Origin of the sequence: Pedobacter sp. G11 (assembly GCF_003860265.1) — a bacterium.
Lineage (GTDB): Bacteria > Bacteroidota > Bacteroidia > Sphingobacteriales > Sphingobacteriaceae > Pedobacter > Pedobacter agri.
The window spans coordinates 3,883,999-3,901,129 of sequence record NZ_CP034190.1; the positions used below are offsets into that span (position 1 = coordinate 3,883,999).

The window sequence follows — 17,131 nt, forward strand, 5'->3', positions numbered from 1 at the left end:
ATGCGTAACTGGAATTCATTTTTAGGCATTATTGCGCTTTGTGGAATCGGAAATGTTGCATTTGCGCAATATCCTGTGATCCCTGAGGCAATGGAAAAAAAGGCTGACTCATTAATGGCAAAGCTTGGAAGCAGAGCAGACCAACAATTTTTAAAAGTTAAGCCAATCATTGATGCCGAGGCTAAAGCAGGTAAACCTTATATTCCATGGGCAGCAAAACCGAGCGATCTACCACAATCAAAAATGGTGGCCTTTCCGGGTGCTGAAGGTGGCGGAGCCTATTCTTTTGGCGGACGTGGCGGTAAAGTTTATGTGGTAACCAGTTTGGAAGATTCTGGCAAGGGAACCTTGCGTGAAGCTTGTGAACAGGGTGGAGCAAGAATTGTTGTTTTCAATGTTGCCGGAATTATTCGTTTAAAATCTCCATTGAGTATTCGTGCGCCATACATTACCATTGCAGGTCAAAGTGCACCAGGTGATGGCGTTTGTATTGCAGGCGAATCCATCTGGATTGATACCCACGATGTGGTGATTCGTTACATGCGCTTCCGTCGTGGCGCTACTGACGTAACCCGTAGGGATGATGCCATTGGTGGTAATCCAGTAGGAAATATTATTATCGACCACGTTTCCGCAAGCTGGGGACTGGATGAAAATATGTCGATTTACCGCCATGTTTACGATAAAAAAGATGGTTCTAAGCCCGAAAAACTACCAACAGTAAACGTAACCATCCAAAATTCTATTTTTTCTGAAGCTTTAGATACGTACAACCATGCCTTCGGGAGTACCATTGGTGGATTAAATTCTACTTTCATGCGCAATCTTTGGGCCTCGAACATTGCCAGAAATCCTTCTGTTGGAATGTATGGCGATTTTGGTTTTGCCAATAATGTAGTTTTTAATTGGTGGAACAGGAGTGCCGATGGTGGTGATAATGCTTCCTTTTATAGTTTCGTAAACAATTATTACAAACCCGGACCAATTACTCCGGCCGGAGAGCCAATTTCTTATCGAATCTTAAAACCAGAATCTGGCAGAGATAAAAGATACACAAATGAATTCGGTCGTGCTTACGTAACCGGGAACATCGTGGAGGGGAACGAGAAAGTAACCAAAAATAACTGGGATGGCGGTGTTCAGCCGGAAAGTAAACGCGACAAGCAGAAATTACTGGATTCTATCCGTACAGATAAGCCTTTACCAATGGCGAAAATTTCAATCATCGATACCAAAAAAGCATACGATTATGTGCTTGCAAATGCGGGTGCATCATTACCCGTTCGCGATGCTGTTGATCAGCGTATCGTTAAACAGGTTGCTACTGGTAAAATTGAACATGTTGAAGATGGGAAATTGCCTACTCCACAAAATTATGTAAAGCGTCGTTTACCTGCTGATTCTTATAAACAAGGCATTATTTCAGATATTGCTCAAGTTGGTGGTTATCCGGAATATAAAGGAAAGCCTTATGTAGATACTGACAATGATGGTATCCCTGATGCCTGGGAAATAAAAAATGGTTTGAATCCAAAAGATGCAAAAGATGCTGCTAAAATTTCGAAATCTGGTTATTCCAATATCGAAGTTTATTTGAATAGCTTAGTGGATGTGAGTAAAGTAAGGCCGTAGAATGGTTGAAAGTTGAAAGTGAAAGGTTGAAAGTGAAAGGTTGAAAGTGAAAAGCTGAAAGTGAAAGACTAAAGCTGAAATACTAAGCACATTGCTTAACCAGTTCGTCATTGCGAGGCACGAAGCAATCCTAATCGGAAAGCCCGCTTTGTAACATTGCTTCGTGCCTCGCAATGACGGGGAGCATACCTCAAGTAACTCATTAGCAATGACGGAAAGTATAACAAAATAAAAATGCCAAGTACTAACCATATATCAAAAGTAAAACAACTAAAAAGCTTATCACTCCTGATAATTTTGCTTTTGGTTGCAAACTTTTCTTATGCTCAAAAACCAAAGCCAATAGAGCCACCAAAACCAATTTTTAAAGGTAAGGATGGTAAGCTGGCTTATACAGCCGATGAGCAAGGAAACCGTATTCCTGATTTTTCTTACGCAGGATATATGGCTGGAGAAAAAGCCATTCCAGATGCGACAATTAAAGTTGTCGTTCCGGTTTCAAAGGGAGATGCCACACTAAGGATTCAATCGGCCATTAATTATGTTTCGAAATTACCCGTTGGAAAGGATGGCTTACGCGGTGCGGTTTTATTAGAAAAGGGAACTTATGAAGTTGCAGGAACGTTGAAAATTTCTGCTTCGGGTGTTGTACTTCGCGGTAGTGGAATGGGCGAAAACGGTACTAAGATTTTTGCAACGGGTTTAGATCGGATAGGAGTTATCCGAATTTTGGGTAAAAATAATAAGGTTGAAGAAACTCCCATCGCCATCAGTGATTCTTATGTTCCGGTAAATTCGATTAAAATAAACTTATCAAATACTAGTGGCTTCAAGGTTGGGGACAAAATTATCATTAATCGTCCATCAACTAAAGAATGGATTGAAACCCTTAAAACAGTTGAATTTGGTGGGGGTGAAAGTGCTTTAGGTTGGAAACTTGGAACCAGGGATATTCATTGGGATAGAAAGATAACAGCAATAAGCGGTTCGACAATTACTTTTGATGCACCGATTACCACTGCTTTAGATGCTAAATTTGGTGGCGCAACAATATCAAAATACAAATGGGATGGAAGAATTTCGAATTCTGGTGTAGAAAATCTAAAACTTGAATCAGATTATCATAAAGAAAATATTAAAGATGAATACCACCGCTGGACGGCCATTTCTTTAGAAAATATAGAAGATGCCTGGGTTCGTCAGGTTGTTTTTGAGCATTTTGCAGGTTCTGCGGTAAATGTACTGGAAACAGCAAAAAGAATTACCGTTGAAGATTGTAAATCCTTGGCACCAATTTCCGAAATCGGAGGTGAACGCCGCAATACTTTTTACACTACAGGACAACAAACACTTTTTCAACGATTGTATTCGGAATTTGGTTACCATGATTTTGCAGTGGGTTTCTGTGCGCCCGGACCAAATGTTTTTGTGCAATGTCAATCTTATTTGCCATTTAGTTTTAGCGGTACAATTGATAGCTGGGCATCCGGTGTGTTGTTCGATATTGTAAACATCGATGGAAATGCCTTAAGTTATTTAAACCGTGGTCAGGATGGACAAGGAGCGGGTTGGAGTGCTGCGAACAGTGTTTTCTGGCAATGTAGCGCTGCAAGAGTCGATAATCCACAGCCACCAACAGCGCAAAACTGGGCCTTTGGTACCTGGGCGCAATTTTCAGGAAACGGTTATTGGGATATGTCGAACGAGCAAATTCAGCCACGTAGTTTATATTACGCACAACTGAAAGATAGAGTCGGAAATGAAATTGATTCCAGAGCTTTTGTTTTACCTGTAGAAACTGAAGCATCAAGTAGTCCACCTGTTGATGTTGCCCAGAAACTAACAAAACTTGCTGTTAAACCAGCGTTAACTGTTGCAGAATACATAGATGCAGCATCAGAAAGGAACAAAGTTTCTCTAAACGTAAATCAAGCTAAAAGCATTGATAAAATTGGGTTGGATAAAGTTAATCAGCCAGCAAAAGCCGATGCAATGACCATTAAAAATGGCTGGCTGGTTCGAGGTAATGAAATCGTTGTTGGTAATCGTCAGGATGTTCCGTGGTGGAATGGCAGTGCTCGTCCGCATGGTTTAAAGAAAACTAAATTTCATGTAACCCGTTTTGTACCTGGCCGTGAAGGCAATGGCTTAACTGATGATTTAGAAGAGATAACTGACTCTATGAAAAATGGTTCAGTTAAAGTTCTAGACCATAATTATGGCCTTTGGTATGATAGAAGAAGAGATGACCATGAGCGTATCCGCAGAATTGATGGGGAAGTTTGGGCACCATTTTACGAGCTGCCCTTTGCCCGTAGCGGACAAGATAAAGCATGGGATGGGCTGAGTAAATACGACATCACGAAATATAACCTTTGGTATTGGGATAGGTTAAAACAATTCGCAAACCTGGCCGACCAAAAAAGTTTGGTGCTAATTCATCAGAATTATTTCCAACACAATATCATTGAAGCTGGAGCACATTATGCCGATTTCCCATGGCGAACTGCAAATAACATCAATAATACAGGCTTCCCAGAACCTGTACCTTATGCTGGCGATAAACGCATTTTTATGGCCGAGCAATTTTACGATATCAGCAACGGAAATCGCAAGGCGATACACAGAGCTTACATCAGAAAATGTTTAGAAAATTTTGATGGAAACTCTGGTGTGATTCAACTGATTGGTGCCGAATTTACTGGTCCGTTACACTTCGTTCAGTTTTGGATTGATACCATTAAAGAGTGGGAAAAGGAAACAGGCAAACATCCGATTATTGGTTTGAGTGTTACCAAAGATGTTCAGGATGCAATATTAGCAGATAAACAAAGAGCTGATGTAATTGATTTAATTGACATTAGATACTGGCATTACCAAGCTGATGGAACAGCATATGCACCACAAGGCGGACAAAATTTAGCACCTCGTCAACACGCCCGTTTGCTTAAGCCGAAGAAAACTTCTTTCGAAGAGGTTTATCATGCGGTTTCCGAATACAAAACTAAATTCCCAGAAAAAGCTGTGATTTATTCCGGCGATAATTTCGATGCTTTTGGCTGGTCTGTTTTAATGGCTGGAGGTTCTTTATCAAATGTTCAAAATCTTGATAAAACCCTATCAAATGCAATTTCAACGCTGAAACCCATCATCCCGATAGGTAAAAACAAACAACAATACGGTTTGGAGAATGTAGGGAAAGCCTATCTTTTTTACAATGCATCGGCAGAAGCCATCAGTGTAGATTTAACCAAAACTGCCGGGAAATTCAATGTAAAAATATTAAATAGTAAAACTGGGGCCATCATTAAAGAAGAAAAAGTTAACGGTAGTGCTATTGCGAAAATAAACAAAGTGGGTACTGGAGATGAATTAATCTTCATTAACAAAATATAAAATATGACTTTAAAATCTGCATTTTACCTTTTAACATTTTTGTGTTTAACCATTTTCGGTTGCAAGGATAAACCTCATTTCGGCGATAAAAGTCTTTTAGTTTCTGAAAATGGAAGATATTTTACCACAGGAGATGGAAAGCCTTTTTTCTGGTTAGGTGATACAGGATGGTTATTGTTTAGTCGACTTAACCGCGAAGAAACCAATACCTATCTCGAAGACAGAAAGCAAAAAGGATTCAATGTGATTCAGGTAATGGTTTTGCATGATGTAGCGGCTAAAAATATCTATGGTGATTCTGCCCTTGTAGGTAAAGATCTTTCAAAACCTGTGGTAACTGACAAGAATGATTACAGAGATTCTACCGCTTATGATTATTGGGACCACATTGATTATGTGGTAGATAAAGCTGCTGAAAAAGGACTTTATATGGCTTTGGTTCCGGTTTGGGGTACAAATGTGAAAGAGAAAAAAGTTAACGAAGCGCAAGCAAAAGTTTATGCTAAATTTTTAGCTGATAGATATAAGGATAAATGGAACATCATCTGGTTAAATGGTGGCGATATTAAGGGCAGTGATGGCTTAAAAGTGTGGACTACCATTGGCGAAACCATAAGAGCAAATGACCCACATCATTTGATGACCTTTCACCCACGTGGAAGAACTGCTTCTTCGGCTTGGTTCCATAATTCAGCGTGGAATGATTTTGATATGATTCAATCGGGACATAGAAGTTATGCGCAAGATACTTCTGCGAAAGAAAAACTGCATTATGGGGAAGATAACTGGAAATATATCGAATCTGATTATAAGCTGAAACCAACTAAACCGACAATTGATGGAGAGCCATCTTATGAGGATATTCCCCAAGGTCTGCATGATATAAAGCAACCTCGTTGGACAGATGCTGACGTGCGAAGATATGGCTATTGGTCGGTTTTTGCTGGCGCTTTTGGTTATACTTACGGACATAATTCGGTGATGCAGATGTATAAGAAAACAGATTTAAAACCTGCTTACGGTCCGAAAGACCAGTGGATTACTGCAATAAATGCGCCCGGTGCAGTACAGATGAAATATTTGAAAGATTTAATGTTATCGCGTTCGTATTTCGACCGTGTGCCGGACCAAACTTTGGTGGCTGGTTCAAACGGAGAAAAATATGAGCGGGTTTTAGCCACCCGTGGTGAAGAATACGCCATGTTTTATACTTATACAGGAAAGAATTTTAGTGTTCAGTTAGGCAAAACCGATGGCGATGATGTTAAAGGTACCTGGTTTAACCCAAAAACGGGGAAAACAACGGACATCGGGAAATTCGAAAATAAAGGGATCAAAGAATTTAATCCACCAGGAGAACCAGCAAATGGCAACGACTGGGTGTTGATTTTGGATAAGGTATAAAATAAGGTATGTCGTCATTTCGAAGAGGAACCACGAAGCAATCTCAATTAGAGCAAGCATTAATATTGCTGTCATTCTGAGGCACGAAGAACCTGAAGCCGATTAACACTGCCCGAGCATATATTATGTTGCTTTAAGACATTGGGTAATTGTTGATTGTGCTTATGGGTTGAAGATTCTTCACTGTGTTCAGAATGACAAACCTAACTGTGAACAAAGAAAAATAACTATTACAAATAAAGTGCGTAAATTAAAATTCATATCATTATTTCGTTTAGCCATCATTGGCCTGGCTTTATGCGGATTAACATCTTGCTCTAAACAGGCTTATGTGTTTACTTCGTTTCACGAACCAGCAAATGAAGGATTGAGATTTTTATACAGTTACGATGCCTACCATTGGACTGATTTGAACAAAACATTTTTAAAGCCTGAAATTGGTACACAAAAAGTGATGCGTGACCCATCAATCGTTCAAGGACCAGACGGAACTTTCCATTTGGTGTGGACGTGCAGCTGGAAAGGTGATAAAGGTTTCGGTTATGCAAGCTCCAAAGATTTGGTAACCTGGAGTGAGCAAAAATTTCTTCCTGTAATGGAAAGCGAACCTAAAACAGTAAATGTTTGGGCACCAGAGATTTTCTATGACGATGAAAAGAATGAGTTTGTAATCATCTGGGCTTCAACCATACCTTTTCGATTTGCTAAAGGAATGGAGGAGGAAGAAAACAACCATCGAATGTATAGCATCACAACAAAGGATTTCGTTACTTTCTCTAAACCAAAATTATTTTTAGACCCAGGTTTTAGTGTAATCGATGCTGTTATAGTGAAACGAGCAGCGAAAGATTATGTGTTAGTTCTAAAAGATAATACTCGCCCAAACAGAAATTTAAAAGTGGCTTTCGGAGACGATGCTTTAGGTCCGTATACAAACGTTTCAGAAACATTTAGTCCGAAGTTAACCGAAGGACCAACAGTTGTGAAAGTGAAAAACGATTGGCTGATTTATTTCGATGCTTACGGACAGAAGATTTATTCTGCATATAAGACTTCAGATTTTAAAAGTTTTAAAGATGTAACAGCTGAAGTTTCCATACCGGAAGGGCATAAACATGGAACGATAATAAAAGTGAAAAAGAAAGTGATTGAAGGATTGAAAAAATAAGGGTAAACGTCATTGCGAGGCACGAAGCAATCTCCTTTAGAGAGAAATATTGTCCTGGCCGGACAGGCTTTTTTCTTTTGACAACAAAAGAAACAAAATTGCCGGCTGAAAATTTTTGTATTAAAGTTTGTGGGTAGGCTTACACGGTTTATCCCCAAAAATTTGTTAGGTCGGATTTGAGTAGAACGGAGGTTGTGTACTCAGGCTTAGCTAAGTGGAAATGAAATAACCATCTCGTCATTGCGAGGCACTAAGCAAAATTAAAGCGTTGGGTTTTAACTCAACTTAAATAATGGGGTTGCTTCGTTCCTCGCAATAACGATGAGAATAAAAGAAATAGAATGAAAATATTTAAAATACTAAGTTTAACCCTGCCATTTGCTCTTGCACTATCAACCTCGCAGGCGCAAGATACGGTACGTTATACAGGAAAAACTTTGGTCAATGCAGATTACCACCATGGGCAGTTAACGCCTGTAGTTGGCGTTCACAATATCCAGACTTTTCGGGCAAATAGAGAGCATCCTGAATTAGCCGAGAATTTTGGCTGGACGTATAATCATGCTCCCATGTTGGCTTACTGGAATAACAAATTCTACGTAGAATATTTAAGTGATCAGGTTGGAGAAAGCATTCCGCCAGGACAAACTTTATTACAATCTTCACCTGATGGTTACAACTGGACAAAGCCAGATGTAATTTTTCCGATTTACAGAATTGCTGATGGTACTACAAAAGAGGGTAGAACCGATGTAGCAAAAGATTTAGATGCCGTGATGCATCAGCGTATGGGATTTTATGTTTCTACCAAAAATGTATTTCTGGTTTTAGGTTTTTATGCCATCAGTTTCGATGCAAAAGATGACCCGAATGATGGGCATGGAATTGGCAGAGCTGTTCGCGAAATACAAGCTGATGGTAAATATGGACCAATTTATTTCATCCATTACAATCCGGGTTATTCAGAAAAAAACACAAAATATCCATACTTCACCAAAAGTAAAAATAAAGCTTTTGTTGAGGCCTGTAAAGAATTGTTAGCGAATAAGTTAATGACGCAGCAATGGAATGAAGAAGCCGACAGAAAAGACCCTTTAATCACATTGCAAAAGCAGTACAAAGCATTTAGCTATTATCATTTACCCGATGGAAGAGTAGTTGGACTCTGGAAGAATGCATTAACTGCTATCAGCACCGATAATGGTAAAAGCTGGCCGGAAAGTGCTTTTCGGGCACCTGGTTTTGTGAATAGTAACGCAAAAATCTGGGGGCAGAAAACAGCTGATGGAAATTTTGCAACGGTATATAATCCATCAGAATACCGATGGCCGCTGGCCATTTCAACCAGTAAAAATGGTTTGGATTATACTAATTTATTGTTGGTAAATGGAGAAATCACGCCTATGCGTTATGGTGGAAATTATAAATCTTACGGTCCGCAGTACGTTCGAGGTATTGAAGAAGGAAATGGAAAACCAGCGGATGGCAAATTATGGGTAACCTACAGCATGAACAAAGAAGATATCTGGGTTTCGTCTTTTCCGCTACCTGTTAATGATAAAGTCTCAGCTCATGTAAATGATGATTTCGGGAAGTTGCCAAAAGGTGAAGAATTGGAGCAGTGGAATATTTATAGTCCGCTTTGGGCACCTGTAAAAGTAGAAGACGGTACATTAGTCCTGAAAGACAAAGACCCGTTTGATTACGCAAAAGCAGAAAGGTTATTCCCGGCATCGAAAAAAATAATCACTTCTTTTTCTGTTACACCAAAGCAAAACGATTTTGGCTTATTGGAAATTGAATTACAAGATGCAAAAGGAATGGCAAGCGTTCGTTTGACCTTTGATACTGCTGGAAATTTTAGCGGAAAAGCCGGCGCCCGTTATAAAAATTTCATGAAATATGAAGCTGGCAAAAGCTATGATATTAAGTTGAAATTAGATGCCCACACCAGGTTTTATTCGCTCACGGTTAATGGCAAAGAACTTTCATTGAGTTTAGCTTTTCAGCCAGTGGCTGATGTTTCCCGTATTGTTTTCCGAACCGGAGATATCCGCCGTTTTCCCAACGTGGATACACCTGCTGACCAAACTTACGACTTAAAAAATGCAGGCGAGTCAGAGAAAAAGGAGGCAGTTTATTCGATTAAGTATTTAAAAACGGAGGGGTTTTAAGGTGAGGGATTTTGCAAATCATATTGTCATTTCGGATTATAAAACCGTCATTGCGAGGAGGAACGACACGGCAATTTCATTCAATAAGTTAGATTGCTTCAGCTCGCACAAACCCAGCTTTGCAATAACGACCGCCTTACCTGCATTGCGTTTAAGTAGAATGTTATTGCATAGCATGAAGCAACTATTATCGTCATTATCAGGTAAGAGGCAATCTCTTTTGATGTTAGTCCTTACTTTATTTTCTTTCTCTGCCAACGCTAAAGTTCTTTTGCCGCAAATATTATCAAGCAACATGGTTTTACAGCGTGAGAAACCCATCAATATTTGGGGTTACGCTTCGCCAACTGAAAAAGTGGAAGTCACTTTCGCGGGACAAAAAAAGCAGACGGTAACCGATAAAAACGGGAAATGGTCTGTGGTTTTAATGCCTTTGAAAACATCAGCAACACCGCAAACAATGATCATTGCTGGCTCCAATAAAATCGAATTAACTAATATTTTGGTGGGTGAAGTTTGGGTGTGTTCCGGTCAATCGAACATGGAATACCAAATGCGTAAATTGGCAAAAATCCCAAAACCGAAAAATGAAAAACTGGGTTTCCCGGCTGATGAAGTGGAAAAGGCAAAAAATACACAAATCAGAATTTTCCTGGTTAACCGTAAACAATTAGCAAAGCCAGATTCTGTACATAAAAGTTGGGCGGTAGCACAAGATTCGGCTTTGAAAGCTTTTTCTGCTGTTGGTTACTTTTTCGCTAAAGAAGTTCAGGAAAAATTAGGTATTCCTGTCGGTATGATTTCTTCATCCGTTTCGGGTAGTGCAATTGAGCCATGGGTTTCTCCGGAAGCATTTGCGCAAGAACCATATTTCAAAAACACTAAAGTTGGTAACGACCCTGGTAAATTTTATACACCGATGATTGAGCCACTTTCGAAGTTTAAAATTCGTGGCTTTTTGTGGTATCAAGGCGAAACAAACTGCTTTCTAAATGAAGATATCAGCTATGCTTATAAAATGAAAACCTTAATAAACCTTTGGCGAAAAGCTTGGGGCGAACAAGATTTGCCGTTTTATTGTGTACAAATTGCACCTTACGATTACAGTAAGCAAAAAAGTGATAAGGTTGTGCTTACAACAGAAACACAACCAAAATTTTGGGAGGCACAGCAACAAGTTTTGCGTTTGCCCAAAACAGGAATGATTTCTACGAATGATTTAAATGATAACGGAGGCGATTTGCACCCCACTTATAAATGGGAAGTAGGAAGGAGATTAGCGCTAATGGCTTTAGGTAAAACCTACAATCAACAAATAGATTTTTCTGGACCGGTTTTTAAAGCGATTTCATTTAGAAATAATCAAGCGCTATTAGATTTCGATTATTTAAAATCAGCGAACGCTACAAATATCACCGGGTTCACAATTGCAGATGCTAGTGGCAAATTTGTAAATGCTGATGCTGTTTTGAAAGACGGCAAGGTTTTCGTTTCCTCAAAAGAAATTGCAAAACCAACCGCTGTTCGTTATAACTGGACGGAAAATCCAACAGGAAATTTATACAGTAATGGATTACCAGTGCTCCCTTTCCGTACCGATAATCCTTTAACCAAACAATTTAAAACCAATTAATGAGAACCAGATTTATACTTTTCTTTTGTTTAATTATCATGTTTGGCCGTGTAGAGGCTCAACAAGCAGAGAAACTATATCTTTCAGGAACTGGAAACGACAATACCGTAAATTGGGATTTCTTTTGTACCGAGGGCATGAATGCAGGAAAATGGACCACCATTGCAGTGCCATCCAACTGGGAGTTGCAAGGTTTCGGGAAGTACAACTATGGTTTTAATAAAGAAACGAACAAAGGCAGGGAACAAGGACTTTACAAATACAAATTTACAGTTCCAACCGCTTGGAAGAATCAAAAAATCAATATTGTATTTGAAGGTTCGATGACCGATACGGAAGTTAAGATTAACGGGAAATTGGCAGGAGAAGTTCATCAAGGCTCATTTTATGTTTTCAGATATGATATTTCTAAACTGTTAATTTCAGGTGAAAATCTACTTGAAGTAAAAGTTTCCAAGCATTCTGCGAATCAATCAGTTAATGAAGCAGAGCGTAAAGCTGATTTCTGGATTTTTGGTGGCATTTTCAGACCTGTTTATCTTGAATCTTTACCACAAACTCATATCGATAGAATAAAAATTGATGCCAAAGCCAATGGCATTTTTACAGCTAATGTTTTCACTTCCGGCGGGGCAGATAAAATTAATGTAGAACTTGTAGATGCAAAAGGAAAGAAATTTGGAAGTGATTTTTCAACCAAAATAACAGCTAATTCTACCAATATCGAAAAAGAATTTAAAAACCCTGCACTTTGGTCTTCAGAGTTTCCAAACCTTTACACCGCAACGATTTCACTTATCAAAAATGGCAAAACCATTCATCAAATTTCAAAAAAAATCGGTTTCAGAACCGTTGAAGTGAAGGAACGCGACGGCGTTTACGTAAATGGTGTAAAAATGAAGTTCAAAGGTGTAAATCGCCATTCTTTTTATCCAACATCTGGCAGAACAACAAGTAAAAAAATAAGCATTGCTGATGTTGAACTGATGAAAGAAATGAACATGAATGCCGTGCGAATGTCACACTATCCGCCTGATGGGCATTTTTTGGATGTTTGTGATTCGCTTGGTTTATTCGTGATGGATGAGCTCGCCGGCTGGCATGGAACCTATGATACCCCAACGGGAACAAAGTTGATGAAAGAAATGATGGTTAATGATGAAAATCATCCATCGATTATATTTTGGGCAAACGGAAATGAGGGCGGGCACAACCGTGAACTCGACCATCTTTTCGCTGAAGAAGATATTCAAAAACGCCCTTTAATCCATCCTTGGGAAGTTTTTAATGGATTTGAAACCACACATTACCGTGAATTTAACTATGGAATTGGAAACTACGACCATGGCCACAACATATTAATGCCAACAGAATTTTTGCATGGCATGTGGGACGGCGGTCATGGAGCAGGCATTGAAGATTATTGGAACGCGATGTGGAACAACCCACAGTCTGCCGGTGGTTTCCTTTGGGATTTTGCCGACCAGGCCGTTGTCCGTACCGATAAAAATGGCGAATTGGATACCGATGGAAATCACGGTCCGGATGGAATTGTTGGACCTTACCATGAGAAAGAGGGAAGTTTCTTTACCATTAAAGAAGTTTGGAGCCCGGTTTTTGTAGAGAAAAGAGAAATGACCGCCGGTTTTGATGGGGGATTTTTATTGGAAAATTGGTATGCATTTACCAACCTCAACCAATGTACTTTCGAATGGAAGTTGAAAAAACTTAAAGCTGGCGATGATGCAGCTTTCAAGGCTGGAAAAGCTGATGCGCCAAATATTAAACCTTTTGAGAAAGGAAAATTACAAGTAAATCTTCCAACAGATTGGAGAAGTTTTGATGTTTTATATTTAATAGCAAAGGATTTTTATGGAAAAGAACTTTTTACCTGGAGTTTCCCAATTACATTACCTGCAGCCGATGCAGCGAAAATCGTAACAAAAACAGCATCGTCTAAAGTAACCTTAAAAGAAGATGCAAAAGTTTACCAGGTTTCGGCAAATGGCATTGATTTAACTTTTGACAAAATCTCCGGATTGTTACAAAAAGCTAAAAATGCAAAAGGTGTGATTCCGTTTTCGAACGGTCCGATTTTACAGGAAGGTGTGAATAATTTTAAAAATTTTACCGCTAAAACCGATGGCGAAAATCTGGTTATTTCATCAACTTATGATAAAAAAGAAAGCTGGAATACCTTGCAATGGACAGTTTACCCATCTGGATGGTTAAAAATGGAAGTCAAATATTTCCCTGCTGAATATTTCACCACATTCGTGGGATTAAACTTTTCTTATCCTGAAAGTGAAATAAAATCAGTTGAATATAAAGGTAATGGACCGTACCGAGTTTGGAAAAACAGGATGAAAGGACAACAGTTTGGTATCTGGAAAAAGGATTACAATGATTCGGCAACAGGAGAACCGGCTTGGCAATATCCGGAATTTAAAGGATATTACTCGAACATGTATTGGTGTGAATTTATCGGCAAATCTCAAAGCTTTAAAGTAGTAACCGATAGAGAGGATGTTTTCTTGCGATTATTTACGCCAAAGAAATCTAAGGATACAGAATATGACAATATGAGTCCGACTTTCCCAAATGGAGATATTTCATTTATGAATGGGATTTCGGCAATTGGTACAAAAACCCAAAAACCTGAAACAACCGGACCAATGGGGATGAAAAATATTTATTATGATTTTGATAAAGACCCGAGCAGGGCTTTGGATATGACGTTGTATTTTGATTTTTCAATTCGATAGTCGTCATTGCGAGGAGGCACGACGAAGCTATCTAATTAGTGAGATGATAGGAAAAAAGATTTATCACGCGGATATACGCAGAAAAGAGATTAGAAATCTGCGTACATCTCCAAAATCAGCGGGACAAAATAAAAAATATAGAAATTGGTGTAATCAACCACAAAGCGTAAATGAACATTAGAATATACATATTGATAATCAGCATCTGGCTACTGCCACTTACCAAAGTGGTTGCGCAAGTTTCTTTGCAAAATACCACTTGCGAAATGCTTCAAAATCCGCTGGGAATTGATTTTCAGAAACCACGTTTTGCCTGGCAAATTATTTCAAAAGAAAGAAATGTAATGCAAACGGCTTATCAGGTTTTAGTTGCTTCATCAATAGAAAAATTAAATGCCAACGAAGGCGATTTATGGAATTCTGAAAAAGTAAATTCTGCTGAATCTATTCATGTAAAATACAGTGGAAAAGAGCTTAAAAGCCGGTTAAAAGCTTATTGGAAAGTTAAAGTTTGGACTACCGCCGGGCAAAGCGAATGGTCAGCGAATAATTATTTCTCGATGGGTTTGCTGTATTATAAAGATTGGCCAAAAGGTTGGATAGGTTTCGATAGAGCCTTCCCCTGGGATAATATTAAAACCGATTCGCGTTTGTCGGCAAGGTATTTCAGAAAGGAATTTCAAGCTACCAAAAACATAAAATCTGCTACAGCATCTATCATTGGTTTAGGTTTATATGAGCTTTACATCAACGGCAAAAAAGTTGGGGAGGATGTTTTGTCTCCCTCGCCAACAGATTACACCAAAAATGTGAAATACAATACCTACGATGTTACTTCATATATTAAAAATGGAAAAAATGCAGTAGGTACTATTTTAGGTAATGGTCGGTTTTTCGCCATGCGCCAAAATGAAAAACCTTATAAAATTAAAACCTTTGGCTTTCCGAAGATGCTGATGAACATCAATATCGTTTATACAGATGGAACAACTGCAAATATCGATACGGATGATAGTTGGAAAGGTACTGCTGATGGGCCAATCAGAACCAATAATGAATATGACGGCGAAGAATATGACGCGACGAAACATTTAACGGGTTGGAATACTATTGGTTTTGATGATAGTAAATGGGCAAAAGCCGAATTTGTGCAGGAGCCAACAGGCGTAATCGAAGCGCAAATGAATGAAAATATGCGTGTGATGAATACGCTAAAACCTGTATCAATCAAAAAAATCTCTGGCGATAGATATCTTTTGGATATGGGGCAAAATATGGTGGGCTGGCTTCAAATCAAGGTAAAAGGTTTAAAAGGAAAGCAAATTAAAATGCGTTTTGCAGAATCGTTACAGGATAATGGCGAATTGTTTACAGCCAATCTTCGCAATGCGAAATGTACCGATTTATATACGTTAAAAGGTGGCGAACAAGAAACCTGGGAACCAACTTTTGCCTATCGTGGTTTCAGATATGTAGAGCTTTCGGGGTATACTTATCAGCCAGGTATTAATGATTTTGTTGGTAAGATGATATACGACAATATTAAAACCGTCGGAACTTTCGAAACTTCTGATGCCTTAACCAACCAGATTTTTAAAAACGCCTGGTGGGGAATTGCAGGAAGTTACAAAGGGATTCCGGTCGATTGCCCGCAACGGAATGAGCGTATGCCTTGGTTAGGTGATAGGGGTGCAGTAGCTTATGGTGAAAATTTCGTTTTCGATAACGGCAGATTTTATACCAAATGGTTGCAGGATATTAGAAATTCGCAGAAAGAAGATGGTGCGATTCCTGATGTTGCGCCAGCATTCTGGAGATATTACAGCGATAATATGACTTGGCCGGGAGCAATGCTTTTGGTTACGGAAATGGTTTACAAGCAAACGGGAGATGTGTCTGCAGTTCACGACAACTATCCGGCAATGAAAAAATGGCTGGCTTATATGCAAGACCGCTACATGCAAGATTACATTTTAACGAAAGATAGCTATGGCGATTGGTGTATGCCACCGATTACCATTGAGTTTGGTCGCGGAAAAAGTGCCGATAAAAAATATCCGTCAGCCTTAATTTCGACCGCTTATTATTATCATTTCACACAGTTGATGATTCAGTTTGCAGAAGCGATTGGAAACGAAACGGATGTTAAAGATTACCAGGCTTTGGGAGACAAAATTAAGAATGCTTTCAACCAGAAATATTATAATGAAAAAGGTTATTACGCCGCCAATGCTTTAACAGACAACATCATTCCGCTTTACTTTGGTATGGTTCCTCAAAACAAAGTGGAGGAGGTTTTTAAGAATATTACTTACACGATAGAGGTAACGAATAAGGGGCATTTAAGTAACGGACTGGTTGGTATTCAGTGGTTAATGCGTTGTTTAAATGATTATGGCCGACCAGATTTAGCTTACACCATCGCAACTAAAAAAACATATCCAAGCTGGGGCTACATGGTTGACAATGGTGCTACAACCATTTGGGAATTATGGAACGGCAACACCGCCGACCCGAAAATGAATTCTCAAAACCATGTAATGATGCTTGGCGATTTATTAATCTGGTATTATGAAAACCTGGCAGGAATTAAATCTGAAAGTCAGGCTTTCAAAAAAATCATCATGAAACCGGAGATGATTAATAGTTTGAATTCGGTTAGCGCAAGTTACCATTCAGCTTATGGATTAATCAAAAGCAGTTATACAAAAACAGCAAAGCAGTTCAACTGGAACATCACGGTTCCTGCAAACACAAGCGCTTTGGTTTATATTCCTGCAAATAATAAAAATGAAATTACAGAGAAATTGAAATCGATAAAAGATTTAAAATTCATAAAAATGGAGCATAACAGAGCAATTTATGAAGTTGGCTCAGGAGATTATTCATTTGTAGTGGAAGGGAAATAATGTTACACTAGCCGTCATTGCGAGGCACGAAGCAATCTTATTAAAAGAGA

The 17,131-nt window shown here is 38.9% G+C and carries 8 protein-coding genes; all 8 read left to right on the top strand.

Going from position 1 to position 17,131, the window contains the following annotated elements; translation table 11 throughout:
- The 8 genes from EA772_RS16740 (at position 1) to EA772_RS16775 (ending at position 17,081) form a co-directional block, all read left to right on the top strand.
- Positions 1-1,632 (top strand): polysaccharide lyase, encoded by a 1,632-nt coding sequence (locus EA772_RS16740; RefSeq protein ID WP_124914211.1) that lies wholly within the window; start codon positions 1-3, stop codon positions 1,630-1,632.
- 234 nt (positions 1,633-1,866) lie between these two features.
- Positions 1,867-5,028 carry a DUF6298 domain-containing protein gene (locus EA772_RS16745; RefSeq protein ID WP_124914212.1) on the top strand — a complete coding sequence of 1,054 codons (3,162 nt, stop codon included), beginning with the start codon at positions 1,867-1,869 and terminating at the stop codon, positions 5,026-5,028.
- 3 nt (positions 5,029-5,031) lie between these two features.
- Positions 5,032-6,432, top strand: coding sequence for a glycoside hydrolase family 140 protein (locus EA772_RS16750; RefSeq protein WP_124914213.1), 1,401 nt, complete (start codon positions 5,032-5,034; stop codon positions 6,430-6,432).
- A 241-nt stretch (positions 6,433-6,673) separates the two neighbouring features.
- Positions 6,674-7,600 (top strand): glycoside hydrolase family 43 protein, encoded by a 927-nt coding sequence (locus tag EA772_RS16755; protein ID WP_246833976.1) that lies wholly within the window; start codon positions 6,674-6,676, stop codon positions 7,598-7,600.
- A 341-nt stretch (positions 7,601-7,941) separates the two neighbouring features.
- Positions 7,942-9,774, top strand: coding sequence for a six-hairpin glycosidase (locus EA772_RS16760; RefSeq protein WP_124914214.1), 1,833 nt, complete (start codon positions 7,942-7,944; stop codon positions 9,772-9,774).
- A 175-nt stretch (positions 9,775-9,949) separates the two neighbouring features.
- Positions 9,950-11,407, top strand: coding sequence for a sialate O-acetylesterase (locus tag EA772_RS16765; protein ID WP_246833977.1), 1,458 nt, complete (start codon positions 9,950-9,952; stop codon positions 11,405-11,407).
- Positions 11,407-14,172, top strand: coding sequence for a glycoside hydrolase family 2 TIM barrel-domain containing protein (locus EA772_RS16770; RefSeq protein ID WP_124914215.1), 2,766 nt, complete (start codon positions 11,407-11,409; stop codon positions 14,170-14,172). The genes EA772_RS16765 and EA772_RS16770 overlap by 1 nt, the downstream gene beginning before the upstream one ends.
- Positions 14,173-14,342: 170 nt before the next feature.
- Positions 14,343-17,081, top strand: coding sequence for an alpha-L-rhamnosidase (locus tag EA772_RS16775; protein WP_246833978.1), 2,739 nt, complete (start codon positions 14,343-14,345; stop codon positions 17,079-17,081).
- Positions 17,082-17,131: the final 50 nt, after the last annotated feature.

Excerpts from the sequence above, each read along its gene's own strand:
- EA772_RS16770 (WP_124914215.1), top strand. The coding sequence starts at position 11,407 with ATGAGAACCAGATTTATACTTTTCTTTTGTTTAATTATCATGTTTGGC.
- EA772_RS16765 (WP_246833977.1), top strand. The coding sequence starts at position 9,950 with ATGAAGCAACTATTATCGTCATTATCAGGTAAGAGGCAATCTCTTTTG.
- EA772_RS16745 (WP_124914212.1), top strand. The coding sequence starts at position 1,867 with ATGCCAAGTACTAACCATATATCAAAAGTAAAACAACTAAAAAGCTTA.
- EA772_RS16775 (WP_246833978.1), top strand. The coding sequence starts at position 14,343 with ATGAACATTAGAATATACATATTGATAATCAGCATCTGGCTACTGCCA.
- EA772_RS16750 (WP_124914213.1), top strand. The coding sequence starts at position 5,032 with ATGACTTTAAAATCTGCATTTTACCTTTTAACATTTTTGTGTTTAACC.
- EA772_RS16740 (WP_124914211.1), top strand. The coding sequence starts at position 1 with ATGCGTAACTGGAATTCATTTTTAGGCATTATTGCGCTTTGTGGAATC.
- EA772_RS16760 (WP_124914214.1), top strand. The coding sequence starts at position 7,942 with ATGAAAATATTTAAAATACTAAGTTTAACCCTGCCATTTGCTCTTGCA.